The organism is Spirillospora sp. NPDC029432 (assembly GCF_040703975.1).
GTDB lineage: Bacteria > Actinomycetota > Actinomycetes > Streptosporangiales > Streptosporangiaceae > Spirillospora.
The window spans coordinates 1-24,647 of record NZ_JBEZWH010000041.1 but is presented as its reverse complement, the minus strand read 5'-3'; the positions used below and the strand labels follow the sequence as shown (position 1 = coordinate 24,647).

General features: G+C 71.2%; 21 protein-coding genes and 1 tRNA gene. 16 read left to right on the top strand and 6 right to left on the bottom strand.

Translation table 11 applies throughout. From position 1 onward, the window contains the following. Positions 1-244 precede the first annotated feature (244 nt). The 3 genes from AB0881_RS27340 (at position 245) to AB0881_RS27330 (ending at position 2,228) form a co-directional block, all read left to right on the top strand. Positions 245-529 carry a hypothetical protein gene (locus AB0881_RS27340; protein WP_366621253.1) on the top strand — a complete coding sequence of 95 codons (285 nt, stop codon included), beginning with the start codon at positions 245-247 and terminating at the stop codon, positions 527-529. 150 nt (positions 530-679) lie between these two features. After that, a complete protein-coding gene (locus tag AB0881_RS27335; protein ID WP_366621251.1) occupies positions 680-940 on the top strand; it encodes a hypothetical protein in 261 nt (86 codons plus the stop codon). 127 nt (positions 941-1,067) lie between these two features. Beyond that, positions 1,068-2,228, top strand: a complete 1,161-nt coding sequence (locus tag AB0881_RS27330; RefSeq protein WP_366621249.1) for a N(5)-(carboxyethyl)ornithine synthase — start codon at positions 1,068-1,070, stop codon at positions 2,226-2,228. A 72-nt stretch (positions 2,229-2,300) separates the two neighbouring features. Here the strand turns inward: AB0881_RS27330 and AB0881_RS27325 are convergent, their stop codons facing one another. The 5 genes from AB0881_RS27325 to AB0881_RS27305 form a co-directional block, all read right to left on the bottom strand. Next, positions 2,301-2,687: a hypothetical protein gene (locus AB0881_RS27325; RefSeq protein WP_366621247.1), complete on the bottom strand. Its 387-nt coding sequence runs from the start codon at positions 2,685-2,687 to the stop codon at positions 2,301-2,303. Between the two features lie 480 nt (positions 2,688-3,167). Beyond that, positions 3,168-5,402, bottom strand: coding sequence for a hypothetical protein (locus AB0881_RS27320; protein WP_366621245.1), 2,235 nt, complete (start codon positions 5,400-5,402; stop codon positions 3,168-3,170). Beyond that, entirely contained in the window at positions 5,399-6,163 is a 765-nt protein-coding gene (locus tag AB0881_RS27315; RefSeq protein WP_366621243.1) for a hypothetical protein, read from the bottom strand. Before AB0881_RS27315 ends, AB0881_RS27320 begins: the two co-directional genes overlap by 4 nt. A 71-nt stretch (positions 6,164-6,234) precedes the next feature. Continuing rightward, on the bottom strand, positions 6,235-6,876 hold the full coding sequence (locus AB0881_RS27310) for a Crp/Fnr family transcriptional regulator (protein WP_366621241.1): 642 nt from the start codon (positions 6,874-6,876) through the stop codon (positions 6,235-6,237). Positions 6,877-7,124: 248 nt separating this feature from the next. Beyond that, a tRNA-Leu gene (locus AB0881_RS27305) sits at positions 7,125-7,213 on the bottom strand. Positions 7,214-7,326: 113 nt separating this feature from the next. Here AB0881_RS27305 and AB0881_RS27300 point away from each other — a divergent pair. The 3 genes from AB0881_RS27300 (at position 7,327) to AB0881_RS27290 (ending at position 11,238) form a co-directional block, all read left to right on the top strand. After that, the gene (locus tag AB0881_RS27300; protein ID WP_366621239.1) at positions 7,327-8,616 is read left to right on the top strand and encodes a M20/M25/M40 family metallo-hydrolase; all 1,290 of its coding nucleotides are present in this window, start codon (positions 7,327-7,329) and stop codon (positions 8,614-8,616) included. A 110-nt stretch (positions 8,617-8,726) separates the two neighbouring features. Continuing rightward, positions 8,727-9,302, top strand: a complete 576-nt coding sequence (locus tag AB0881_RS27295) for a hypothetical protein (protein WP_366621237.1) — start codon at positions 8,727-8,729, stop codon at positions 9,300-9,302. A 97-nt stretch (positions 9,303-9,399) separates the two neighbouring features. Further along, positions 9,400-11,238 carry a chaplin family protein gene (locus tag AB0881_RS27290; protein WP_366621235.1) on the top strand — a complete coding sequence of 613 codons (1,839 nt, stop codon included), beginning with the start codon at positions 9,400-9,402 and terminating at the stop codon, positions 11,236-11,238. A gap of 69 nt (positions 11,239-11,307) precedes the next feature. Here AB0881_RS27290 and AB0881_RS27285 read toward each other — a convergent pair whose 3' ends face one another. Next, a complete protein-coding gene (locus AB0881_RS27285) occupies positions 11,308-11,493 on the bottom strand; it encodes a DUF5703 family protein (RefSeq protein ID WP_366621234.1) in 186 nt (61 codons plus the stop codon). Positions 11,494-11,784: 291 nt separating this feature from the next. On the opposite strand from AB0881_RS27285, the gene topA reads away from it, so the two are divergent. The 10 genes from topA to AB0881_RS27235 all read left to right on the top strand — a co-directional run bounded on the left by topA (position 11,785) and on the right by AB0881_RS27235 (position 24,644). Beyond that, positions 11,785-14,496 (top strand): type I DNA topoisomerase, encoded by a 2,712-nt coding sequence (gene topA, locus AB0881_RS27280; RefSeq protein ID WP_366621232.1) that lies wholly within the window; start codon positions 11,785-11,787, stop codon positions 14,494-14,496. A gap of 28 nt (positions 14,497-14,524) precedes the next feature. After that, positions 14,525-16,606, top strand: coding sequence for a dTMP kinase (tmk, locus tag AB0881_RS27275; RefSeq protein ID WP_366621230.1), 2,082 nt, complete (start codon positions 14,525-14,527; stop codon positions 16,604-16,606). Positions 16,607-16,648: 42 nt separating this feature from the next. Further along, positions 16,649-17,788 carry a DNA polymerase III subunit delta' gene (locus AB0881_RS27270; protein WP_366621228.1) on the top strand — a complete coding sequence of 380 codons (1,140 nt, stop codon included), beginning with the start codon at positions 16,649-16,651 and terminating at the stop codon, positions 17,786-17,788. Between the two features lie 200 nt (positions 17,789-17,988). Beyond that, positions 17,989-19,701, top strand: coding sequence for a S8 family serine peptidase (locus tag AB0881_RS27265; RefSeq protein ID WP_366621226.1), 1,713 nt, complete (start codon positions 17,989-17,991; stop codon positions 19,699-19,701). 87 nt (positions 19,702-19,788) lie between these two features. Then, complete coding sequence (locus AB0881_RS27260; protein ID WP_366621224.1) at positions 19,789-20,298, top strand: low molecular weight protein-tyrosine-phosphatase; 510 nt, start codon at positions 19,789-19,791, stop codon at positions 20,296-20,298. Positions 20,299-20,301: 3 nt separating this feature from the next. Beyond that, entirely contained in the window at positions 20,302-21,183 is an 882-nt protein-coding gene (locus tag AB0881_RS27255; RefSeq protein ID WP_366621222.1) for a fructosamine kinase family protein, read from the top strand. Positions 21,184-21,330: 147 nt separating this feature from the next. After that, the gene (locus AB0881_RS27250) at positions 21,331-22,353 is read left to right on the top strand and encodes a hypothetical protein (protein ID WP_366621220.1); all 1,023 of its coding nucleotides are present in this window, start codon (positions 21,331-21,333) and stop codon (positions 22,351-22,353) included. 91 nt (positions 22,354-22,444) lie between these two features. Then, entirely contained in the window at positions 22,445-23,281 is an 837-nt protein-coding gene (gene ricT / locus AB0881_RS27245; protein WP_366621331.1) for a regulatory iron-sulfur-containing complex subunit RicT, read from the top strand. After that, positions 23,282-24,121, top strand: a complete 840-nt coding sequence (locus tag AB0881_RS27240) for a GNAT family N-acetyltransferase (RefSeq protein WP_366621218.1) — start codon at positions 23,282-23,284, stop codon at positions 24,119-24,121. It begins immediately after the preceding gene. Between the two features lie 61 nt (positions 24,122-24,182). Beyond that, positions 24,183-24,644: a peptidase inhibitor family I36 protein gene (locus AB0881_RS27235; protein WP_366621216.1), complete on the top strand. Its 462-nt coding sequence runs from the start codon at positions 24,183-24,185 to the stop codon at positions 24,642-24,644. The last annotated feature ends 3 nt before the right edge of the window (positions 24,645-24,647 follow it).

Here is a 24,647-nt window from a genome sequence, read left to right as displayed (position 1 = left end):
GGTGCGGCCGACCGGTGGGAGGAGGCGCCTGACCGGGTTCGTCAGACCAGACGTTTGCGGACGTAGCACCATCTCCATGCGGGACCCGCTCCACGGCGCCGGCGACTACCGTCCGCGGTGATCATGACCCGCCTCGCCCGAACGGGCGCAGTCCGTCGCCGCGCTACGACGGACGTGATGACGAGCCCTCTATGTTGAGAGAGGCACTGCTGACCGTCGATGCCAAAGGGATGAGGTCGGAACGTTGTCCGAGGTATGGATCGAGGCCGCCGGCGGCCATGACATGGTCCGCGCCGATGCGATCGTGATGCTCCGCCTGGATAAGACCGGACGGTTGACCGCGCAGCTCCGTGACGACGCGAAGGTCAGCGTGTCCCTCCTGGGGGGCGCGACCGGCGCCCGCCCGCCCGACGACTTCCACCGTCAGCTGATCCGGGCGGTCGCCGAGCTCGCCGACTCCAGCGGCGCGCAACTCCTCCGCGCGCGGCACGAGTCGGGTGTCTGGCGCTGGATCAGCGAACCTCTCTAGGGCGCACGCGGCGATATCGGAGTCCCGGTGCCCTGCGGGAGCGGCAGCCCGTTCGGGTACGGCGCGCACGTAGACTGTCGATATCCGGCAATGACGGCATCTCGCCTCCGGTTGACACGCCACGCCGGCTCGCCCCCGAAGGGGGAAGCCATGCCACTCCCGAGCTCCACGCGCCATGCCGACGCCGACCACGTCATCCGGGCCTCCCGGCTGAGCCCGGCCGGTCCCCTGTCCATCGTCGCGGTCGCGCTCATCGTCTTCACGGTGTTCTGGGCGACCACCGCACCTCTGATGGCGGTGGTCATGGCCCTGGCCGCCCTGGCCGCCGGAGCGGTCGTGCTCACTCTGATCTTCCGCACCGGCGGGCTTCCCGGAAGGACCCGCTCGCCGGGACTGTGGCGGAACCGCTGACCCCGCACGCCTTCTGGTGGAGCGGCCTGGGCCGCCACCGGTCAACGATCGGAGATCTCATGCCCGCACGAAGCCATGCCGGGGGAGCCGCACCCGTCTCCCGCCGTCCCCACATCCTGCAGGCCTGGTGAGCGGCGACGGAGGGACGACGGGCCTGACGCTCGGAATCACCGCGCGATCCGGCAAGGAGAACGAACGCCGGCAACCGATCCACCCCGCGCACATCGAGCGGATCGATCCCCTGCTCCGCTCGCGCGTCTATCTCGAACGGGGATACGGCGAGGCCTTCGGCGTATCGGACGCGCGACTGGCACCGCATGTCGCGGGACTGCTGGACCGAGACGAGCTCATCGCCCGCTGTGACGTCCTCCTGATACTCAAACCGCAGCCTCACGATCTCAAGCGGATGCGCCCCGGCCAGATCCTGTGGGGCTGGCCGCACTGCGTCCAGGACCCGGAGATCACCCAGCTCGCGGTCGACGGACGGCTGACGCTCGTCGCGTTCGAGGCGATGAACCACTGGAACTCCGACGGCGGGTTCGGCCTGCACGTCTTCCACAAGAACAACGAACTCGCCGGCTACTGCTCGGTGCTGCACGCCCTCGCCCTCACCGGCGCGACGGGCGCCTACGGAAGGCGCCGGCGCGCCGCCGTCATCAGCTTCGGCGCCACCGGCCGGGGCGCGGTCACGGCGCTGAACGCACACGGCGTCCACGACGTCCACATCCTGACGCAACGGGGCGTGAGCGCGGTCGGCTCACCGATCCACTCGGCCCGGATCGTCCATTTCGATCGCCGTCCGGACGACCCGTCCCTCACCCAGGTCCGCGCCGACGACGGCCTGGTCGCCACCGCGTCCTTCCTCGCCCGGCATGACATCATCGTCAACTGCGTCTTCCAGGACACCGACGCCCCGTTCATGTTCGCCGTCTCCGGCGACCTGCCGCTCTTCTCCCCGGGCACGCTCGTCATCGACGTGTCCTGCGACGCGGGAATGGGTTTCGAGTGGGCGCGACCGACCTCGTTCGACGACCCCATGTTCACGGTCGGCGACAACGTCCGTCACTACGGCGTCGACCACAGCCCGTCCTATCTGTGGGAGTCCGCGACCTGGGAGATCAGCGAGGCACTTCTGCCACACCTGCGCACGCTGCTCGCGGGCCCCTCCGGCCTGGAGAACGACAAGGTCATCCAGCGTGCCGTGGAGATCCGCGATGGTGTCATCCAGAACCCCGCCATCCTCGCCTTCCAGCAGCGCTCACCCACCTATCCGCATCCCCAGGGCTGACGGTCGCGCCGGTCGGATCCGTCCGCCGTCGAGCGACTGATCAACAAGTGGGGGCGAGGCGTCGCCGCCCGCTCATCGGGCCGGCATGCCTCCGTGGGGGCTGCTGACCACGATCGGCACCGACCCTTCGAGGAGATAGGGGTGCTCGGGAAAGTGGTCGATGTGGAGGTGGCCGCCGTCCTCGGCGGTCGCCATGGCCTCCAGATTGTCCGCCAAGATCGCCCTGGCTCCAGGATCGCCGCTGATCACCAGGACCTGCCGCGAGGCGTCGAGTTCGATCAGAACCCCGGTGCCCGGAGCCTTCCTGACCTCGATACCCGCCAGGGTGTCTCCGTCCAGGGATGGTGTGGAGCCGACGAACCCTTCGCCCTCGGTCACCGCGTGGGCCAGCTCCGCCAGTTCCTCCGCTGAACCGGTGACGTCGACTCCGCCGGACACGGGATCGAAAACCAGTCGCATGGGCGGCACTCCTTTAGTATCGGACCTCCAATGATGCCGGGGAGGGTTCCAGGCGGGTGCCGGAGACAATGCGGCCCTCAGATCGGTCTGATGATGACCTTCTATCCCCGGAAACGCGAAGTGGAGGCCCGGGGTCGTCCCGAAGCCTCCACCTGTGCGGTCGCTCTGTGGTCGTTGGCCGCTCACAACCAGTGTCACATGTAGACGCTATTCCGAGGGACCGACCTCACCGGATCCTTACGGGAGGCGACACAGAGGCGAGCCAATGGCAGAGTGTCTCCAGAAGTATACATTCCTAACAGCTCACGGCTATGGAGGACCGATCGGTGACGCCGATCAGGTGTACGACCTGAGAGTGAGGGCGTCCAGGTAAGGCGTCGCCCGGGGAAACCCGAGTTTATTAAAGGAATGGCGAGGGCGGCGGCGACCTGCATGGGTGTGGTGGAACCTGGGGCCTCGACGCCGGCACGGCCCATGTTGTCAGCGTCGTGCGCCCAGCTTGCGGAGCAGCCACACCCGCAGGCACAGCATGATCCGCTGCCACTCGGGCTGGAGCAGCCGTACGAGGAGATCCTCCTTCACGCCCTGCCGTTGCGAGTCCGCCCCCGCCCAGGTGCGGGCGAGTGCCACCAATACCTGCGACCGGCCTGGGGCGCCCTCCGCCGCTGCGGCGAATGATGCCACGATCTCGGGCCGCAGGTCGCGGTGCCCCGTGGCGGTGTCCAGCCACAGCCTCGTGAGATCCTCGAAACCTTTGTAGGCGGTGTCGCGTCGCGGTCCTCCCCGAGCCTGGACGTGTTCGGACACGGGCGCAGGGAGTGGTTCGGCGTCCAGAGCCACTGCCCAGGCGGCGGTGCAGGCGTGCGGATCGACCGCAGAGGGCCCGGTCAGGATCGCGGCGTACCCGAGTTGGTCGCGTTGGGGTGCCAGGGCCAAGAACAGTTCAGTTCCGATCTTCGCCTGCGGTGGCACGTCCCGGTACCGGTCGTCGCGGTTGCCGGCCTCCGCCCATGCCAGCGCGGTCGCGATGACGTCCGCGCGATACTGGACGGCGAGCTCCCGAGCCTGGTTGAGAACGATCGGCCTGATCTCCGGCCCGCCTTGTGCCGCCAGATTTCCTAGGACCCCCAATACCCGCTGCAGATGGTGCGGGCCGGCGCTACCTTCCCCGTCCAGGAAGGCGCACAGCAGCCGCAGCCCGGCACGGGCCCGACGTGCTCTGTCCTGCCTCGACAGATTGGGAGTCAACTCGCACCAACTCATTGCCGCGGCGATGACGGCGGCCCGGTGCTGGGTGGCCAATTCGAGGGCCACCTGCTGGACTTCGTGCTGGATCTGCTCGTCGCCGTACGTCGCCAGATGCTTGAGGCGGGTCAACGCGATCGACAGGTAGGTCTGCCCCAGTACTTGGCAAACCCGCGCGATCGTCAGCTTTAGCGTTTGCGGCGCTTGACGCTCTCTCGACCACTCGTAGAGGCGTCTGCGGACGCGCCCACCGACTTTCGGGTCGAGACAGGTTCGGGCGAGCGCGATGTAGGCCAGATCCGCGCCCAACTGTTCCTTGTCGGCCCACCTGCGGGCCGTCTCGGTGATGACCTGCGCTTGCTCGTGCTCGGCCGCCAGGTCGGCGAACACCTCGGCAAGCCGGTGACGCAACGTCGTTTCCAGACCGGCAGCCTCGATCGCCAGCTTCGACAGCCATGCCAGCAGGTCCATGCGAGTCAGGGGATACTCGTTCCACACGTGCCGGAGCACCGATTCCCGATACGCCGGGCGCCGGAACACGATCGTGCTCCCATCCCGTTCCGCTTCGAGGACCGTGGCGAGCTCCGCTTTCGGGCACCAGGCAAGTCCGCCTCCCGCGACCGGCATCTCCAACTGCCGCGCCAGCCACAGGGCCGCGTCGTACACGCTCGTCTCGTCGGCCGGGGTGATCGTTGCGGCGGCGACCATCAGGGTCTGTTCTCGCAGATCCGAATGTTTGCCGAACCAGTCGCGCAATTCGTCGGACCAGCCCAGGTAAGCGCGCTCGACCTGCTGAGCATCTCCGTTGACCGCCGTGACATCCAGGACGAGATCAGCTAGCCGCCGCCCGTCCCCAGGCAGGGCGCCGTCTAACAGTTGTGCTGCTCTCGGCCAGTCAGGCCAGGCCGTGCCGTGCAGGCCGCGGCAGTACAACCGGTGTCGGTAGACCGCGTGGGCCGCGGGCGGTTTAACCTCGATCGTGGCGAGGTACTCGGCGAACGGTCTGCATTCCTCCATCGTGCCGACGACCAGCAGGTAACCGCCGGCGCCGCGGACCTTTTCCAGACATCCACCCAGACTCGTCCTCGATTCGTCTCCCGCGCGTACCAGGTACCCGTGGGCGCCACCGATCTCGATCTCCTCCATATCGTCGTTACCGGCGGAGAAATACCGGATGAGCATGTCGGGGCGCAGTTGCCGGAGCGCCGCGATGGCCGTGGTCGTCGTACCGGAACGCGGCGGACCGGTGACGGCGACCGCCTGGAAGCGGTGCAGCGCCCCGACGATCTCATCGTGGTTGTGGGCGGTCACGTAACCGGTGACCCGCTTGACGATCTGCTCCTCCGTCATGACCATCCGGGGACGCCCCCGCACGATCCGGATCTGCTGCTGCACGAGGTCGCCGTTAACGGTGTTACCGATCGCGGCCTGCGCCTCTTCGCCGCTGATTTCGACGTTCTCGATCGTCATGACCGCTCCTGGCGGAGATCACCGCCGATGGTGTTGCCAAGAGCAGCCTGTGCACCGTCTCCGCTGATGGTGATCCCGCTGACCGTTGTGCCACCGGGAGCAGACGGGGACGCTTCCTGCGCCCGCTCCGGGACAGTGGACGGGCCCGCGGGATCCGCAGAGCGGGTGGACGGGACGGGCACGTACAGGTAGGCAGGCCTGGCATATTGCTTCACCTTCACCGCCACCTCCGTGAACTGGCTCTCCCGCATGCTCGTTCGTCCTCCCAAGACCAGGTGCCGGAAGATGTCCTCCGACAGCATGAACGCGGCGAAGGTCACCTTGGGGTCGCTGTCGTCGAGGGCCGCACGGAGAGGGGTGCAGTCGAGAAGCCGACTGACGTCGACGGTCGCGGTGGAGATACCGGGCGCGTCGGAACGCTCGTCGTCCACGAGTCCAACGTGCAGCGCCACCCGCAGCCGCAGCCGCAACTCTCGGGCTCGCAAAGCCGGCGCCGCATCGTGCAGTGCGTCTTGGAGCCTGCGCGGGAACGGATCGATGAGTGCGGGACTCGACTCGTACGGCAGGATCGTTAGGACTCCGTCCCCGGTGCTTTCCATGAACCGGGCGTTCTCCCAGGCCACACCAAGCCCGTTTCCGCTGGCATGGCATGCTCTGGCCAGCACTTTTCGAATCTCCATATGGAGGTCGGGCAGCTTGGCGTCAGGGTGCGTGCTGAACTTCTCCGCATCTACCACGAGCAGTGCACGAAACTGTTCCACGGTGGTGTCTCCTGGACGAGGGGCGCGTTTCCACCACCATGCCGACTGCTGGTCGGAACAACTGTCGGATTTCAGACGTTCCCGTGTCCCGATGCGGCCAGGGCTCGCAGCCGTGCCGGATCGGTGATGAGAATCCGCCGCCGGGTCGTGCGCACGATGCCCTGCTCGCGCAACTTGGCCAGTTCGGCGGCGACCACGCTGCGGGACAGCCCAACTGCCTGGCCAACCTCTACTTGGCCGAGTCCTACGTCCACCGGGTCGTCCGTGCCTGGCGCCGCGAGTCGTACGAGTGCCCGCACAACCCGCGAACTTGCGGGCAACGAAGCCGTCTCGGCTCGCCATACCTCGCCCTCACGGATGCGCCGCATCGCTCGTCGAAGCAACTCGGTCTCTAGGTCGGCCGTACGCACCAGGGCCCGGAACCGTTCGGCGGACAGCGCCCGCATGACGCACGGCTCGATCGTTGTGACAGTCGCCGACCGGTCGTCCCCACCGAGCACGGCCATGCCTCCAAGAAGTTCGCCAGGTCCCCGGACGGCCAGCAGGAGAATCTCGCCGTCAGGCAGCGTGAGCGAAGCCTTCACCCGGCCCGAGACCAGCAACAGCACGTGTGTGGCAGGTTCTCCCTGCCGGAGCACCACCTGTCCTCGCCCGAATCGATGCTCGTTTCCAGCGCCGTGCAGCTGGTCCCACATTTCCGCCGAGACGTCCATGACCGCACCATCTCACCCGCGCCGGGCGACAGACCGAGCTAGCCGGGCCGGCTCCTTGTGTGTGCGCCTGGCCGAGCCGGAGTACCGCCAAGCTACGAGGACGAACGCCCATACCGAGGGACGAGGTGTACTCGGAGGGACTTGAACTCCCATGCCCCTGGCCAGCGGTTATGAGGCCGCCGCGCTCTCGCCTATAGTCACCGAACAGCACAAGCGCCAGGTCAGAGACCTGGCGCTTGTGTATGTACTGGTGTCCGAGGGGGGACTTGAACCCCCATGCCCCGTAAAGGGCACTAGCACCTCAAGCTAGCGCGTCTGCCTATTCCGCCACCCGGACATGCCGCAGGACTGCTGCGGCGGGCTTCACCCTACCAAAGGTCCGGAGTCGCGGCGACGCGGCCGGAGGGGCACGATGGTCGGGTACGCAGCGTCGGCGCGAAGGTGATCACCGTGGACGAGGTCGTCCAGCTCTGCCAGGAACTGATCAGGATCGACACCAGCAATCCGGGGGACCATTCGGGCCCGGGGGAACGGGTCGCGGCCGAGTACGTGGCCGGAAAGCTGGCCGAGGTCGGGGTCGATGCGCAGGTCTTCGAGTCGCATCCGAAGCGGACCAGCCTGGTGGCGCGGATCGAGGGCGAGGATCCGTCGCGGGACGCGCTGCTGCTGCACGGGCACCTGGACGTGGTGCCGGCGCGCAAGGAGGACTGGACGCACGATCCGTTCGGCGGGGAGATCGCCGACGGGTGCGTCTGGGGGCGCGGGGCCGTGGACATGAAGGACATGGACGCGATGATCCTCGCGGTCGTGCGGCAGCGGATGCGGGAGGGGCGCAGGCCGCCGCGGGACGTGGTGCTGGCCTTCCTGGCGGATGAGGAGGCCGGGGGGAAATGGGGGGCGCAGTGGCTCGTCCAGGAGCATCCCGAGCTGTTCGAGGGGTGTACGGAGGCCGTGGGGGAGGTCGGGGGGTTCAGCCTGACCGTTCCGGGTGATCGGCGGATGTATCTGATCGAGACCGCCGAAAAGGGGATCGGCTGGATGGAGCTGTCCGCCAAGGGGACGGCGGGGCACGGGTCGATGGTGCATCCGGACAACGCGGTGACGGCGCTGGCGGCGGCCGTGGGACGGCTGGGGTCGCACGAGTTCCCGATCAGGCTGACCAAGACCGTGCGGGCGTTCCTGGAACGGGCGTGCCTGGCGTACGGGGTGGAGTTCGACCCGGAGCGGCCGGAGGCGTGCCTGGAGCGGATCGGGCCGCTGGCGCGGATGATCGGCGCGACGCTGCGGAACACGCTCAATCCGACCCGGCTGGACGCCGGATACAAGACGAATGTCATTCCGCAGGAGGCGACGGCTCAGGTCGACGGCCGGTTCCTTCCGGGGTACGAGGATGAGTTCTTCGCGACCGTGGACGAATTGCTCGGCCCGGACGTCAAACGGGAATTCGTACATCACGACCACGCGATCGAGACCGAGTACGAGGGCGCCCTGGTCGCGGCCATGGAGGAGGCGCTGACCTCGGAGGATCCGGGGGCGCTGCCCGTCCCGTACTGCCTGAGCGGCGGTACGGACGCCAAGGCGTTCGCCCGGCTGGGAATGCGCTGCTACGGCTTCGCGCCCCTGCGACTTCCGGCGGATCTGGACTTTTCCGGAATGTTCCATGGAATCGACGAGCGCGTTCCCGTGGACGGGCTGCACTTCGGCGTCAAGGTCCTCGACCGTTTTCTCGACCGCGCCTAGATTTTCCGGGAAAAGACTCCCCGTATCGCCCTGCGTGGTGCTACCGTCACTTTCCGTGCGGATCCTTGATCCGTGCATGGGGGTACGGCGACTGACGGGGAGCACCGGTGGTGGACGGCGCGACGTGGAAGCGGGCGGTCACCGCCGCGTCACGCCGGCTGCTCGTCCTCGGTGGGCTCGTCATCGCCGGGTGGTTGCTGGGCGGCGCGGCTCAGGCTCAGGCCGACGCGCCGCCCTCGCCGCCCCCGGCCGTCGAACGCCTCGTCGACATGGCCGAGCGGCGAGTGGACGAGCTGCTGCGCTCACACCCCCCGGCGCGGCCCATCCGCCCCGCGGTGCAGCAGGTCGTCAACGGCGGCGCGACCGACACCGGCATCTCCTGGGTACGCGAACGCCCCGCCGAGCGGCCTGAGGCCGCCCCGCGAGTCCGCCGCGCCGAGTCCGGCCAGCCGCCGGCCGTCCGGCTCGATCGGCCGCCCGCGCTACCTGACGTACCCGTGGAAACCGTCCCGATGGACGACATCGCCGCCGAGACCCAGCCCCCGGGACAGTTCCTCCTGGCAGGCCCTCTTTCCGGCGAGCCCCATAACGCCGCTCCCGTACGGCCCGAGCAGCCGCCCCTCGCGCACGCGCTCTCTCCGGACGCCCGCATCACCGCGGACGCCCCCACCTTCTCGCCCGACTAGCCGCCGGCACCCCTCGCCTCGCCCGAGCACGGCCGTTCCGGCCGCCCCTCCGACTCGGGCCATCCACCCGTTCCCTCGATCCCCTTTCGGAGCATCCATGCGTACGTGGGCCCGAACCACCGCCCGCACGGCCGCGCTGACCGCCGGTTTCGCCGCTCTCGGCGCCACCGTGGTCCCCACCACCGCACTGGCGGGCCCCACCCCCGACCGCCGGTACGTGGACGATCGGCTCGCCCAGCTGGGAGGCACGACCTCCGGCACCCGAGCCAACGCCCCCACAAGCACCCGTTCACCGAGAGTGCGGAAAGCGACCGGCGAACGGGACACCGCCGGACCCGTCGTCACGCCGTCCTGCCCTGAGCTCCCGGCGACGCTGGGCGGCGGATGCCAGGACGGCGAGCCCGGAAGCCGGCGGACATCGGGGACGGGCGGTGTCGGCTCGGGCTACCGGGTCGACGCGCCCGTTTCGGCTCCCGTCAACGTCTGCGGGAACGCCGTGGCGATCTTCGGAACGGCCGACGCCGGCTGCCGGGAAGGCGCCTCGGTCCCCGGCGTAGGCGGCCAGGGGACGACCACCGGGGAACGGGGAGTGATCGCCGGCAATCAGGTCGGAGCCCCCGTGTCGGCGCCCGTGAACATCTGCGGGAACGCGGTGGCGATCTTCGGAGCCGCCGAGGCGGAGTGCGAAGGCGGCGCTTCGGCCCGGGGCGGCACCGGCGGGATCACGTCCGGGCAGGACGGGATCATCGCCGGCAACCAGGTCGAGGCCCCGGTCTCCGCGCCGGTGAACGTCTGCGGGAACGCCGTCGCGATCTTCGGCAGGGCCGTCGCGTCCTGTGCGGGCGGCGCCGCGGTACGGCAGGGGGCCGGGCAGGTCACCTCCGGCGCGGCGAGCGCGGGCGGCGGCAACCAGGTCGGCGCCCCGGTGAGCGCCCCGGTCGACGTCTGCGGGAACGCGGCCGGTACGGCGATGGCCCGCTGCGAGGGCGGCGCGACCGTACGGAACGGCGGCGGGCAGGTCACCCGTGGAGACGCCGGCGTGCTGAGCGGCAACCAGGTCGAACGGGGTTCGGCCGCGCCGCTCTCGGCGTGCGGCAATGCCGCCGGGATTCCGCACGAGGCGGGGGCGTTCTGCCGTGGAGGCGCGCATGTGCGCGGCGCCGGCGGCGGGCACACGAGCGGCGTGGGCGGGGTCGCGGCCGGTAACCAGGCGAACGGCTCGTCCGGCGCGCCCTCCTCGGTGTGCGGGAACACCGGCGTCGCCGTCGGGCATGGGGCTGCGGCCTGCGAAGGCGGCGCGACGGATCCGCACGGAACGCGTCCGGCGACGTCCGGGGACGGCGGTGTCGGCAGCGGCAACCAGGGCGAGGCCGCCATCGCGGCACCGGCCTCCGTTTGCGGCAACGCGGGAGCGGTCGCGGGCCACCCCGAGCCCGTCTGCGAGGACGGCGTCGGCCGCCCAAACGACCGGACCCCGCCACCGTCGCAGCGCCTGACCAGGAACGACTTGCTCAACGCGGCGGGCGAGGAACGGGCCGGGAGCGCGCAGGAGCCGCCGTTCGGCCCGCTCCGCTTTCCGATCACCGTGCCGGACGGCCGCCGCCTCCTGATCACGGCCGCGCCAGGGCCGGGCGCTCCCCGTCCCGCCGCCGAGCGTGCGCCAGGCGTCCGAGGCTCCGGTCAGGCGGTACCGCTCCTCGGCCAGGAGCCCGTCGAGCCGCGGGTGGTCGCGGGCCAGGGGCGGCGGGCTGGCGGGGACGGCGCTCGGCTCAGCGGTGGATGGCCGGTGGATGCCGGGCCGGTGGACGGGGTGCGTGTCGCGGCCCATGTGCCGGCCGGCGGATCCGCCGGGATCGCTCAGGGCGCCAGGGAAGGCGCGGCCTGGGCGCTCGGGATCATGGCGGCGGTGGCCGGGATCCTCCGCCGGCTGTGGTGATCCAAAATCAAGATCACTACTACGCGTGCTCGGAGGGATGCGCAGTGCTAATCTCCGGGCGAGAACGGATCAGAACGTCCGCACCTGGCGGATGATCTTGCGGCGGAGTTGGATTCGGCGGCTACCGTCGGGGTAGAGGCGCAACCGATCGATTTCCCAGCCGCCGTGCTCGGCGTGCGCGGTCAGGACCTGCCGGGCGGCGTCCCGGGTGGTGCCGCGCGGCAGGCGTAGAACGAGGTAGGTGTACTCCACCATCGCGAACCATTATGACCGGCCGGTGACCGGCAGGGGAGACCTTGGTCCGCAACCCGCGTGGCGACGTGTCATCCTGTCGGAGGTTCGTAGCGGTGAGACGTATGGCCCGCACCTTGCGGTGATCGATAGGCAGCGGTGGGAGCTTTCGGGCATGAAAACGGCGTCTTGCAGCGTTGTTAGCTAGCCCGTGCAAAAAGACCAGACAGTGAGGTTGGAGCGACTGTGCCAGCCAAGAACGGCACTGCGAAGAGTGGCCAGGGCGGGGGGAACGGTTCCCCCGGTACCCGCCTGGTGATCGTCGAGTCGCCCGCGAAGGCGAAGACGATCGCCGGATACCTGGGCGGCGGCTACGTCGTGGAGTCCAGTATCGGCCACATCCGGGATCTTCCCAGGGCTTCGGAGGTGCCGGCCAAGTACAAGGGCGAGCCGTGGGCCAAGCTCGGCGTGAACGTCGAGCAGGGCTTCGAGCCGCTCTATGTCGTCAACACCGACAAGAAGCAGCAGGTCCAGAAGCTCAAGAAGCTGCTCGCCGAGGCCGACGAGCTCTTCCTCGCGACGGACGAGGACCGGGAGGGCGAGGCGATCGCCTGGCATCTCCAGGAGGTCCTCAAGCCCAAGGTGCCGGTGCACCGGATGGTCTTCAACGAGATCACCAAGGACGCGATCAGGGCGGCCGCGGCGAATCCGCGCACGCTCAACCTGAAGCTGGTCGACGCCCAGGAGACGCGGCGGATCCTCGACCGGCTGTACGGGTACGAGGTCAGCCCCGTCCTGTGGAAGAAGGTCATGCCGGGCCTGTCGGCGGGCCGGGTGCAGTCGGTGGCGACGCGGCTGGTGGTGGAGCGGGAGCGCGACCGGATCGCGTTCGTTCCGGCGCACTACTGGGACATCCAGGCCGAGTTCGACACCGGCAAGGGCACCGAGGACGAGCCGAGCCTGTTCAAGGCCGGGCTCGTCGTCGTCGACGGCAAGCGGGTGGCGCAGGGCCGCGACTTCGCGTCGGACGGCACCCTCAAGAGCCGCGATGTGCTGCATCTGGACGAGGCCGCGGCGCGCGGGCTGGCCGAGCGGCTGACCGGGCGGCCGTACGAGGTCAAGTCGGTCGAGCGGAAGCCGTACACGCGCAAGCCGTACCCGCCGTTCCGGACGACGACGATGCAGCAGGAGGCCAGCCGCAAGCTGGGCTTCTCGGCCAAGTACGCCATGTCGGTCGCCCAGAAGCTGTACGAGAACGGCTTCATCACCTACATGCGTACCGACTCGATCACGCTGTCGGAGACGGCGATCGCGGCGGCACGGGCGCAGGCCGCGACGCTCTTCGGGCCGCAGTACGTGCCGGACAAGCCCCGCGTCTACCAGAGCAAGGTCAAGAACGCTCAGGAGGCGCACGAGGCGATCCGGCCGTCCGGCGACACGTTCCGCACGCCCGCGGAGACGGGGCTGAGCGGCGACCAGTTCCGGCTGTACGAGCTGATCTGGAAGCGCACGGTCGCGAGCCAGATGAAGGACGCCCAGGGCCAGTCGGTGTCGGTCCGGGTGATCGGCGAGTCCACGGCGGGCGAGGTCGCGGAGTTCTCCGCCACCGGTAAGACGATCACCTTCCACGGGTTCCTGAAGGCGTACGTGGAGAGCGCCGACGACCCGTCGACCGACCGGGACGACCAGGAGCGGCGGCTGCCGACGCTGGCCGAGGGCGACTCGCTGGCGGCGCACTCGATCCAGGCGGAGGGGCACTCGACCCGGCCGCCGGCCCGCTACACCGAGGCCAGCCTGGTCAAGGAGCTGGAGGAGCGGGAGATCGGGCGGCCGTCCACGTACGCCTCGATCATCGGGACGATCATCGACCGCGGCTACGTGTTCAAGAAGGGCACGGCGCTGGTGCCGTCCTTCCTGGCGTTCGCGGTGATCAACCTGCTGGAGCAGCACTTCGGCAACCTGGTCGACTACGACTTCACCGCGCACATGGAGGACGGTCTCGACGAGATCGCCCGCGGTGAGGCGCAGCGGGTCCGCTGGCTGGAGCGGTTCTACTTCGGCGACGACGACGGCGACGGGCTCAAGGAGCTGGTCGACGACATCGGCGACATCGACGCCAAGGGGATCAGCTCGTTCCCGATCGCGGGCACCGACATCATGGTGCGCGTGGGCCGGTACGGGCCGTACCTCGACCGGGACGGCGACCGCGTCAACATCCCGGAGGACATGGCGCCGGACGAGCTGGACGCGGCGAAGGCCGAGGAGCTGTTCGCGCAGCCGAGCGGCGACCGGGAGCTGGGCACCGATCCGGAGACCGGGCACACGATCGTCGCCAAGACGGGCCGGTTCGGGCCGTACGTGACGGAGATCCTGCCGGAGCCGGAGGCGCCCGAGGCCAAGGAGGGCAAGGACGGCAAGCCGGCGCCGAAGCGGCGGGCGAAGAAGGACCAGCCGAAGCCGCGCACGGGGTCGCTGTTCAAGTCGATGTCGCTCGACACGATCACGCTCGACGACGCGCTGAAGCTGCTGAGCCTGCCGCGGACGCTGGGCGAGCTGGACGGCGAGCCGGTGACCGCGCAGAACGGGCGGTTCGGGCCGTACATCAAGAAGGGCACCGACAGCCGTTCGCTCGGTTCGGAGGAGGAGCTCTTCACCGTCACGCTGGAGAAGGCGAAGGAGCTGCTCGCCCAGCCGAAGCAGCGGGGCCGTGGCCGCGCGGCGGCCGCGCCGCCGCTGCGCGAGCTGGGCGAGGATCCGGCGAGCGGCAAGCCGGTGGTGGTGAAGGAGGGCCGGTTCGGGCCGTACGTCACCGACGGGGAGACGAACGCCAGCCTGCGGAAGGGTGACGAGGTCGAGTCGGTGACGATACAGCGCGCCGCCGAGCTGCTGGCCGAGCGGCGTGAGAAGGTGGCGGCCGGCGGCGGGCGGAAGAAGCCGGCGGCGAAGTCCACCAAGTCGACCAAGTCCGGAAAGACCGCGGCGAAGACGCCTCCGAAGCGTCGCACCTCCGCAAAGTCCGGCTCCTAAGGACAACGGCGCCGATACCCTGACCGACATGAACAGAACGGGCGCCACCCGGTCACTGAACGCGGTCGAGCCGCAGCCAGGTGTTTCGGCGATCAAGCCGTTCCGCCGGCTGTGGCTCGGGTCGTCGCTGTCCAGCCTCGGCCACTGGCTGAGCGTTCCGGCGCTGGCCGCGCTGGCCGGCACGGTCACGGCGGACGACGGCCTGCCGGCGCAGGCGCGGGCGATCGCCGGTGTGCTGGCGCTGATGGCGCTGCCGGCCGTGCTGCTCGGGCCGGTGGCGGCGCGGCTGGCGGGCCGCGCCGACCGGCGGCTGGTCATGATCGTGGCGGACGCGCTGCGGTTCGCGCTGGTGGCGTCGGTGCCGCTGGTGGGCGCGCTGCCGTGGACGCTGGCCGCCGCGTTCCTGGTCGGCTGCGCGGCCGTGCTGTGGACGCCGGCGGTGAGCGCGGCGGTACCGGAGCTGGTGCCCGAGGACGGCGCGGCGCAGGCCCGCCGTTCGGTGCTGCGCGGCGCGTACGGCGCGGCGCCCGTGGCGGCGGTGCTGTTCGCCGTGCTGGCGCTGATCGCCGGCGGGGCGTTCGACGGGGCCGACCGCGCCGACCTGCCGCTGTACGTGACGGCGGTGGTGTTCCTGGCGGCGGCCGGGGTGACGTTCACGGCGGGCGAGTTGTCCGCGCGCGCGGCCGCCACCGCGCCCTCCCCGCTCAAGCTGATCTTCCGCGGGCGCGGCGGCCACGGCGGGGACACGCCGGTGGCGGGCGCCCAGGCGGCCGGTCCGGTGCGCGGCCTCGGGCTCGCGGGTGTCGTGGCGGCGCTGACCGGGGCCTCGGTCGTCGCGGTCGCCCGCCCGTACGCGAACGATCTCGGCGGCGGCGACCCCGGCTTCGGGTCGGTGCTCGCCGGGCTGACGGTCGGGACGGCCCTCGGCCTCTTCCTCGGCCCGCGGATGCTGCTGCCGCTCAGCCGCCGCCGCGTGGCGGGACTGGCCACGATCGTCGCCGCGCTCGCGCTGATCCCGGCCGCGCTGGTGCAGAACCTCGTCGTCGTGGTGTTCCTGACGGCGTTCCTCGGCGTGGCGGCCGGGGTGGCCTGGGCCGTCGGCGTGCGGCTGCCGGACCCCGAGGACGGATCGTTCGGTTTCCTGCACGCGGTGGCGCTGGTCACCGGCCTGATCGCGGTCGCGGCCGTACCGCCGCTGGCCGGGCTGATCGGCGACCACCGGCTCTCGCTCGGCGGCGCCGCGTACACGATCGGCGGACCCGGCGTCGCGCTGCTGATCGTCGCCGTGCTGTCGGTGATCGCGTCGCTGGTCGCGTACCGGCGGCTGGACGACCGGCGCGGCATCCCCCTGGCCGCCGACGTCCGGGCGGCGCTGGCGGGGCACACGTACACGCCGCCGGAGCAGGCCGAGAGCGGCGGCCCGGCGGTGGTCCGCGACCGGGGCGTGTTCATCGCGTTCGAGGGCGGCGAGGGCGCCGGCAAGACCACCCAGGCGCGGCTGGCCGCGATCTGGCTGCGCGACCACGGGTACGACGTGATCGCCACCCACGAGCCCGGCGCCACCAAGATCGGGATGCGGCTGCGCGCGATGCTGCTGGACCGCGAGACGATCGGCCTGTCGTCGCGGGCCGAGACGCTGCTGTACGCGGCGGACCGCGCCGACCATGTCGCCAACGTCATCCGGCCCGCGCTGGAGCGGGGCTCGATCGTGGTCAGCGACCGGTACGTCGACTCCTCGCTGGCGTACCAGGGCTTCGGCCGCGAGCAGGACGTGTCGGAGATCGCCCGCGTGAACGCCTGGGCGATCGGCGGCCTGCTGCCGGACCTGACCGTGCTGCTGGAGGTGCCGCCGGAGACCGGGCTGGGCCGGCTGGCGTCGCCCGCCGACCGGATCGAGTCGGAGCCGGCGGAGTTCCACGACCGGGTGCGGCTGGGCTTCCGCGCGCTCGCCGAGGCCGACCCGGACCGCTACCTGATCCTGGACGCGCGCCGCCCGCAGGCCGAGATCACCCGCGAGATCCAGTACCGCATCCGCGAGATCCTCCCCGACCCGATCCCGGCCGGCACGGAGGACGTCACGAGCACGTTCCCGGCCATCACCGACGCGTGATTCCCGGCCGCGCCGCGCCCGCGGGGCCGTAGCCTTGGGGCCATGAGCGTCTGGGATGACCTGGTGGGGCAGGAGCCGGTCGCCGAGCAGCTGCGGGCCGCCGTCGGGACCGACGGGAAGATGGCGCACGCCTGGCTGTTCACCGGGCCGCCCGGGGCGGGCCGGTCGGCGGCGGCGCGGGCGTTCGCCGCGGCGCTGCAGTGCACCGAGGAGCCGCGCGGGTGCGGGCACTGCCCGTCCTGCCACCAGGTGCTCCAGGGCACCCACGCCGATCTCGAGGTGGTACGGCCCGCGGGGCTGTCGTACGGCGTGAAGGAGACGCGGGCGCTGGTGCTGCGCGCCTCGTCCGCGCCGAGCGGCGGGCGCTGGCAGATCGTCCTGTTCGAGGACGCCGAGCGCGCCACCGAGGGCGCCGCGAACGCGCTGCTGAAGGCGATCGAGGAGCCGCCGCCGCGGACGGTGTGGCTGCTGTGCACGCCGTCGCCGGACGACCTGCTGGTGACGATCCGGTCGCGCTGCCGCCTGGTGACCCTGCGTACGCCGCCGGTCTCGGCGGTGGCGGAGGTGCTGGCGCTGCGGGACGGCGTGGACCCGGAGACGGCCGCGACCGTGGCGCGGGCCGCGCAGGGGCACATCAGCCGGGCGCGGCGGCTGGCGGCCGACCCGGACGCGCGCCGGCGGCGGGCCGAGGTGCTGGCGATCCCGCGCCGGCTGACGGGCGTGGGCCCGGCGGTGGCCGCGGCCGAGGCGCTGGTCAAGGCGGCCGAGGCGGACGCCAAGGAGATGACCGAGGAGCTGAACGAGACCGAGACCGGCGCGCTGCGGCAGGCGCTCGGCGAGAGCGCCAAGGGCCGGATGCCGCGCGGCACGGCCGGCGCGCTCAAGGATCTGGAGGCCCGGCAGAAGTCCCGGGCGACCCGCGTCACGCGCGACTCGATCGACCGCGCGCTGCTCGACCTCGCCTCGTACTACCGGGACGTGCTGACGCTCCAGCTCGGCGCGGGCACGGAGCTGGTCAACACGGACCTGGCGGCGGAGCTGCGGACGGCGGCGTCGCAGGGCACGCCGGAGGCCACGCTGCGCCGGCTCGACGCGATCATGGATTGCCGCGAGCGGCTGGGCGCGAACGTCAACCCGCTGCTGGCCGTGGAGGCCCTGACGCTGGCGCTGCGCACGTCCTGACCCGCCGGGTTCCGACCGCGCACGTCCTCGCCTCGCGCACGTCCTGACCTACGCGGCGGAGTGATCTTGCCAACATCCCGTCGCCCTTTTCGTTACTTATCCGTACACATCTCTCAACAGCAACACGCGTAGCGTCTCCTGGCTGGGTTCGTAAAACGGGCTCATCCCCCCATACCAGGAGGTGTGCATTGCGGCGCGCCGTGATCACAGCCGCGGCAGCGTGCGCCGTCGTCACCACGACGGCCCTCGCGCTGCCCGCCGCGGCAGTACCGAGCAATCCCCAGGCGAAGGGGACGACGTCGGAGTACGTCGTCCTCTACCAGGAAGGCGCATCCCTCGACCAGGCCCGGGCCGCCGTGAGGGCGGCGGGCGGCACCATCGTCCGCGAGAACACCGATGTCGGCGTCGCGACCGTCAAGTCGTCCGACGCGCGGTTCTCGGCCCTGGCCGCGAAGCAGGGCGCGCTGGCCGGCGCGGCGTCCAACCGCGTGATCGGCAAGGCGCCCAAGTCCCCCGCCGCGCCCGCCGGCAAGGGCGTCGAGAAGCAGGCCGGCACGCAGGGCGCCGTCCAGGTGAAGAAGCCCGGCAAGGGCGAGGAGCCGCTGGCCGGCCTCCAGTGGGACATGCGGCAGATCAACGCCACCGCCAAGGGCTCGTACCGGACGGAGCCGGGCGACCGCCGCGTGCTGGTCGGCGTGATGGACACGGGCGTGGACGGCGACCACCCCGACATCAAGCCGAACTTCAACGGCAAGCTGAGCCGGAACTTCACCACCGACATCCCCGCCGACGCCAACGGCGACCCGGTGGACGGGCCGTGCGAGGACGAGCCGGACAAGTCCTGCGACGACCCGGCGGACGTGGACGAGAACGAGCACGGCACGCACGTGGCCTCGACCATCGCCTCGCCCCGCAACGGGCTGGGCATGGCCGGCGTCGCGCCGAACGTGCAGATCGTCAACATCCGCGTCGGCCAGGACTCGGGCTACTTCTTCCTGCAGCCGACCGTGGACGGCCTGACCTACGCGGCCAAGAACGGCATCGACGTGGTCAACATGAGCTACTACATCGACCCGTGGCTGTTCAACTGCGCGGCCAACCCGGCCGACTCCCCGGCCGACCAGGCCGAGCAGCGGGTGATCATCCAGGCCACGCAGCGCGCGCTGAACTACGCGCACCAGCGCGGCGTGACGCTGGTCGCCGCGGCCGGCAACGAGTCGATCGACTACACCAAGACCAACACCGACTCGTCCAGCCCGGACTTCGCGTCCGAGCCGGGTGAGAAGCCGTACGAGCGGACCGTCCCGGCGAACTGCGTCTCGATGCCGTCCGAGGGCGAGAACGTGATCCCGGTGTCCTCGACCGGCATCAGCGAGCGCAAGGCGTACTACTCCAGCTACGGCAACGGGTACGTCGCGGTGGCCGCCCCCGGCGGCGACAAGGTCGACACGGCCGACGGCAAGCCGGACGACCGGCGCGGCATCTGGGCCGCCTACCCCGAGTCGATCGCCCGCGAGCGCGGCGAGCTGAACCCGGACGGCACCCCGAACACCCCGCGCGTGCTGCGCGACTGCGACGGCGGGAAGTGCGCGTACTACCAGTCGATCCAGGGCACCTCGATGGCCTCGCCGCACGCGGCCGGGGTCGCCGCCCTGATCGTCAGCCGGTACGGGAAGAAGGACCGCCGCAACGGCGGGCTGACGCTGGACGCGCGGGCCACCGAGCGGATCCTGCGCGGCACCGCGAACGCGAAGGCCTGCCCGAGCCCGAACACGGTCGAGTACGTCTGGTACCGGCTGGAGAACGGCGAGTGGGCCAAGTACACGTCCAAGCAGACCTGCGAGGGCTCCAAGAGCCGGAACGGGTTCTACGGTGACGGCATCATCGACGCGCTGAGCGCCGTGAAGCGCTGAAGCCCGGACGGACGGCGCGACCCCCGGCCGGGGATGTTCCGGCCGGGGGTCGTCCTGCTTCTTGACGAGGTCGGGCAGGATGGAGTGATGTCCTACCGCGTCACGTTCGTCTGCACGGGCAACATCTGCCGCTCCCCGATGGCCGAGTGGGTCCTCCGCCACCATGTGGAGGAGGAGGGCCTGGACGTCGAGGTCGACAGCTCGGGCACCGGCAACTGGCACGTGGGCGACGACGCCGACGCCCGCACGGTGCAGGCCCTGCTGCGCGCCGGGTACCGGTCGGCGCACATCGCGCGGCAGTTCGACGCGGACTGGTTCGACCGGTACGACCTGATCATCGCGCTGGACAAGGGGCACGCGCGGGCGCTGCGGGCCATGGCTCCGGCGCCGGGGCCGGACGGCGCGGGAGGCGGAACGGCGGCGCGGGAGAAGATCCGGCTGCTGCGCGAGTTCGATCCGGCGGCCGACCGCGGCGACCTGGACGTCCCCGACCCCTACTACGGCGGCGAGGCGGACTTCGACCTGGTGCTGGAGCAGGTCGAGGCGGCCATGCCGGGACTGCTGGACGAGATCCGCGCGGCGCTCAAGGAGGGCTGACGCGTGCCGCGCCCCTCTCCGGAACGGCTGGCCCGGCTGGTCGGCGGCGGCGCGCGCGTCGAGAGGATCTCCGATCTCGGCTCCAGCCACTCCTGGACGCTGCACCGCGCCGCCCTCGCCGGCGGCCGGGAGATCTTCGTGAAGGCGGCGGAGCGCTCTCAGCGGGGCGTCTTCGCGGCGGAGGCGGCCGGGCTGCGCTGGCTGGCCGAGGGAGGCGGGGCGGAACCGCCCGTACCGGAGGTCCTGGCGGCGGACGAGGACCTGCTGGTCCTGCCGTGGCTGCCGCCCGGATCGCCGACGGCGGGGGCCGCCGAACGGTTCGGCCGCGAGCTCGCGGCGCTGCACTCCACGTCCCCGCCCGCGGCGTACGGAGCGCCCTGGGAGGGCTTCATCGCCGATCTCCCGCTCGACAACACGCTCGTCGGGGGCGAGTGGGGGCCGTGGTACGCGGAGCGCCGCCTGGAGCCGTTCCTGCGTCTCGGGGCGCGCACGCTCGGAGCGGACGGCGTGCGGCTCGTCGAGCGCGTCATCGAGGAGCTCGGCGCGCTGGCGGGCCCGGCGGAGCCGCCGAGCCGGATCCACGGCGACCTGTGGTCGGGGAACGTCCTGTGGACGGGGACGGGCGGCCGCGCCATGCTGATCGACCCGGCGGCGCACGGCGGGCACCGCGAGACCGATCTGGCGATGCTGGCGCTGTTCGGCGCTCCGCACCTGGATCGCGTCCTGGCCGCCTACGATGAGGCGTCGGCCCTCGCGGACGGCTGGCGCGAGCGCGTACCGCTGCACCAGTTGCATCCGCTGCTGGTGCATGTCGCGCTGTTCGGAGCGGGCTACCGGGCGCAGGCGGTCGAGGCCGCGCGGGCTGCGCTGGCGGCGGGCCGTTGAGGGGCCCCGGAGAAGGACGGGTCGGCTTCGAGTTGGTAACTCCGCGATCCCGGCTGTTTGTCATCTGGAAGATGAGATAGAAACGACGGGTCATCTACGGGGCAGTGAACGGGGCCGGCAGAGAAGGGCGGGTGCGGCTTAACCCCTATGGACGGCAAGCACAAGGAACCGGGGCCGGCCTCGGAGTCATGGTTCGGCACGGCCGCGCGGGGCCTGGTCCCCATCGGCATCGCGTCGTGCGCGGCCCTGGTCATCGGCGGCGGGGTGGACCTCGTCCACCAGCACCAGGCGTCGGGCAAGAAGGAGCGCGCCGCCAAGCCCGCGGCCGAGCGGGACGAGACCGGGCCGCGGTACGTGGTCGGCGTCCGCGACAAGGGGGCCGCGCTGGTCGTGCGGGACGTCCGTACCGGACACGACGTGGGCCTTCCCGTCGCGGCCCCCGCCGGGCAGCGCTTCCAGCGGGTCGCGGTGGCGGGCGAGCGCTCGTTCGTGGTGGCGACCAAGGCGGGGGCGCAGGTCACGTTCCAGAAGCTGAAGCTGTCCGAGGACGGCGAGCCGCAGAAGCTCACCGGGCTGCCGGACGCGACCGTCAGCGGTGTCTCGACCGCCTGGTCGGACCTGGCCGTCGAGCCGGAGAGCGACCGGATCGCGTACGTGACGTACCGGCGCGGCGGCGGCAGCCGGGTCGACGTCGTCGCGGCGGACGGCACGGGGCGCAAGGCGTGGACGTCCAAGGCCCCGGCACGGATCGGGAACATGTCGTGGGCCGGTTCGACGCTGTCGTTCGTCTACACGCCGGTGAAGAAGGCGGCGGGCAGGACCGTCCACCAGCTCCGCGCGCTCGACACGAACGCGGCCTCCGGCGACCTGCGGGCGAGCAAGGCGGTCATGCGGCTGCCCAAGGGCGCGTCGGCCGCGGTGCTGAGCCGGGACGGCCGCAGCGTGCTCGCGGGCGCCGTCCAGAACGGGCAGCTGACCGTCCAGTCGTACGACGCCGCCACCGGCGCCCCGGCGAAGGCGCTGTGGAAGGGGAGGCTGGCCGGTACGGCGCCGCGGCTGGACCTCGACCGCACCGGCGAGCACGTGCTGGCGGCGGGGAGCGACGGGCGGCTGCGCGGTCCGGCGGGCCAGTCCGTGCCGGCGGAGGATCTGCTCGACGCCGCCTGGTGACACCCGCCGGGACGATGGGTGCCGTCCTGGGACAAGGGGAACGACGTAGGGTGTTTCCACCGAACCGGGCGAATGGAGCGGAACCGTGGGCATGGTGATGGCCGTCAGCTTCACCCGCTACGGGCGCCTCTACTACCTCGACCCCGGTCCCCACTCGCCGCGCGTGGGGGACCGGGTGCTCGTCCCGACCGACGCCGGGCCGGAGGTCGCCGAGTGCGTCTGGGCGCCGCAGTGGGTCTCCGAGGACATCGACGGGCTGCCGGTGTGCGACGGGCCCGCGACCGACGAGCACCTGGCGCGGGACGAGGAGAACCGGCGCCGTCGCGCCGAGGGCCGGTCCATCGCCAAGCGCCTGATCCGCAAGCACGAGCTGCCGATGAAGGTGATCGGCGTCGACTACCTCGACTCCGAGAACGTCTTCAAGATCTACTTTTCGGCGCCGCACCGGGTGGACTTCCGGGCGCTGGTCCGGGATCTGGCCCGCAACATCAAGGCGCGCGTCGAGCTGCGCCAGGTGGGGCCGCGCGACGAGGCGCGCCTGCAGGGAGGCATCGGGCCGTGCGGGCGCGACCTGTGCTGCGCGACGTTCCTCAAAGACTTCGAGCCGGTGTCGGTACGGATGGCCAAGGAGCAGGACCTCCCGGTCAACCCGCTGCGGATCGCCGGCGCGTGCGGGCGCCTGATGTGCTGCCTGAAGTACGAGCACCCCCTGTACGTGAAGGCGCACGAACGCATGCCCGCCTTGGGCGCGCGCGTCGACACTCCTAACGGGCCGGGCCAGGTGGTGGGACGGAACGTGCCGTCCGACAGCGTCAGCGTCCGCCTCAACAGCGGAGGACGCTGCTCGTGCCCGTCGGCCTCGGTCTGCTCGCCCCGGCAGCAGCACGACGCCATGTACGGCGACGAGACCGACGAAGGACAGGGGTAGATGGCCGAGGGACCGATCAGGCGGCTCGACGCGGAGGACGATCTGGCCGCCTGCCTGGATCTCGCCCAGGACCGTTCCTGGTCGCGCGAGGAGGACAAGTGGCGCCTGCTGTTCGACATCGGCGCCGTGTACGGGCTGGACGACCGCGAGCATGGCGGGCTCGCCGGCACGGTCGTGTCCACGCCGTACGGGAAGGTCGTCTCGGCCATCAGCATGGTGCTCGTCGCCAGGCGCCACGAACGGCGCGGCCTCGGCGGGCGGCTGATGCGGCACGCGCTGGAGGAGCGCGAGACCGTGAGCGCCTGCCTGACCGCCACCGAGTACGGGCGCGTCCTGTACGAGAGGCTCGGCTTCCGCGCAGTCGGCCAGTGCACCAGCTATACGGGCGAGCTGTCGGAACTCACCGAACCGCGGATCGAGACGCTGCCGCTGACTCCCGCTGATATCGCGGACGTCGTCGAACTCGACACGGACGTGTTCGGCGCGCCGCGCGACGAGCTCTACCGGCGACTCCCGTCCTTCTGCGAGGACTTCCGCGTCGTCCGCGACGGGGCCGGCCGGCTCGCCGGCTTCGGCGGCGCCTGGAGCAACGGCGACCACCTGCTGGCCGGCCCGGTCATCGCGCGGGACGCCTCGACCGCGATCGGCCTGGTGGAGACGCTTCTCCACACGACCCGGCCGGTACGGCTGGACGTCGATGACCGGCACCCGTTCCTCGGTGAGTGGGCGCGAAAGCGCGGCCTCACCGCCTCCTTCGGCACGACGCTCATGGAGTACGGCGAACCGCTGGAGACCGACCCGTCGCGCATGTTCGTCCCGGTGATGCAGGCGCTCGGATAACGGATCGATAACGCCCCCTCCTAGGCTCTCTCCCGTCCGGCTCGGACGAACGGAGGGGAAGATGTCCAAGATCCGGCTCGGCCTGCTCGCCGGGGCGCTGGCGGCGGGGCTCACCGCCGCCGCGGCGCCCGCGGCCGCGCTCGCCGCGAACGCGCCGCGCACCACCGACGCGACCTGCCCCAAGGGCGACGTGTGCGTGTGGAGCGGTCCCAACGCGACGGGCGTCCGCTGCAATTGGAGCGGCGACGATCCCGACTGGCAGGGCGGCGACGTCCAGTGCCGCCCGCACGGCTTCAGGGTCAACACCGTCTGGAACAACGGCCACACCGGCGATCCGCTCAACAAGGTGGAGTTCTTCCATGGGGCGAACTACACCGACGTGGTGACCGATCCGCTCCCGGTCACCGCCGGGCCGATCGCTGCCGGCGACCTGTCAACGCCATCCTGGACGAGATGCAGCACAACCTCGCCGCCAACCGCCCGGACATCCCGGTGGAGAAGCTGCGGAGGCTGCGCGCCCTGATGA

Excerpts from the sequence above, each read along its gene's own strand:
- AB0881_RS27335 (WP_366621251.1), top strand. The coding sequence starts at position 680 with ATGCCACTCCCGAGCTCCACGCGCCATGCCGACGCCGACCACGTCATC.
- AB0881_RS27325 (WP_366621247.1), bottom strand. The coding sequence starts at position 2,687 with ATGCGACTGGTTTTCGATCCCGTGTCCGGCGGAGTCGACGTCACCGGT.
- AB0881_RS27320 (WP_366621245.1), bottom strand. The coding sequence starts at position 5,402 with ATGACGATCGAGAACGTCGAAATCAGCGGCGAAGAGGCGCAGGCCGCG.
- AB0881_RS27310 (WP_366621241.1), bottom strand. The coding sequence starts at position 6,876 with ATGGACGTCTCGGCGGAAATGTGGGACCAGCTGCACGGCGCTGGAAAC.
- AB0881_RS27290 (WP_366621235.1), top strand. The coding sequence starts at position 9,400 with ATGCGTACGTGGGCCCGAACCACCGCCCGCACGGCCGCGCTGACCGCC.
- AB0881_RS27285 (WP_366621234.1), bottom strand. The coding sequence starts at position 11,493 with ATGGTGGAGTACACCTACCTCGTTCTACGCCTGCCGCGCGGCACCACC.
- tmk (WP_366621230.1), top strand. The coding sequence starts at position 14,525 with ATGAACAGAACGGGCGCCACCCGGTCACTGAACGCGGTCGAGCCGCAG.
- AB0881_RS27270 (WP_366621228.1), top strand. The coding sequence starts at position 16,649 with ATGAGCGTCTGGGATGACCTGGTGGGGCAGGAGCCGGTCGCCGAGCAG.
- AB0881_RS27260 (WP_366621224.1), top strand. The coding sequence starts at position 19,789 with ATGTCCTACCGCGTCACGTTCGTCTGCACGGGCAACATCTGCCGCTCC.
- AB0881_RS27250 (WP_366621220.1), top strand. The coding sequence starts at position 21,331 with ATGGACGGCAAGCACAAGGAACCGGGGCCGGCCTCGGAGTCATGGTTC.
- ricT (WP_366621331.1), top strand. The coding sequence starts at position 22,445 with ATGGTGATGGCCGTCAGCTTCACCCGCTACGGGCGCCTCTACTACCTC.
- AB0881_RS27240 (WP_366621218.1), top strand. The coding sequence starts at position 23,282 with ATGGCCGAGGGACCGATCAGGCGGCTCGACGCGGAGGACGATCTGGCC.
- AB0881_RS27235 (WP_366621216.1), top strand. The coding sequence starts at position 24,183 with ATGTCCAAGATCCGGCTCGGCCTGCTCGCCGGGGCGCTGGCGGCGGGG.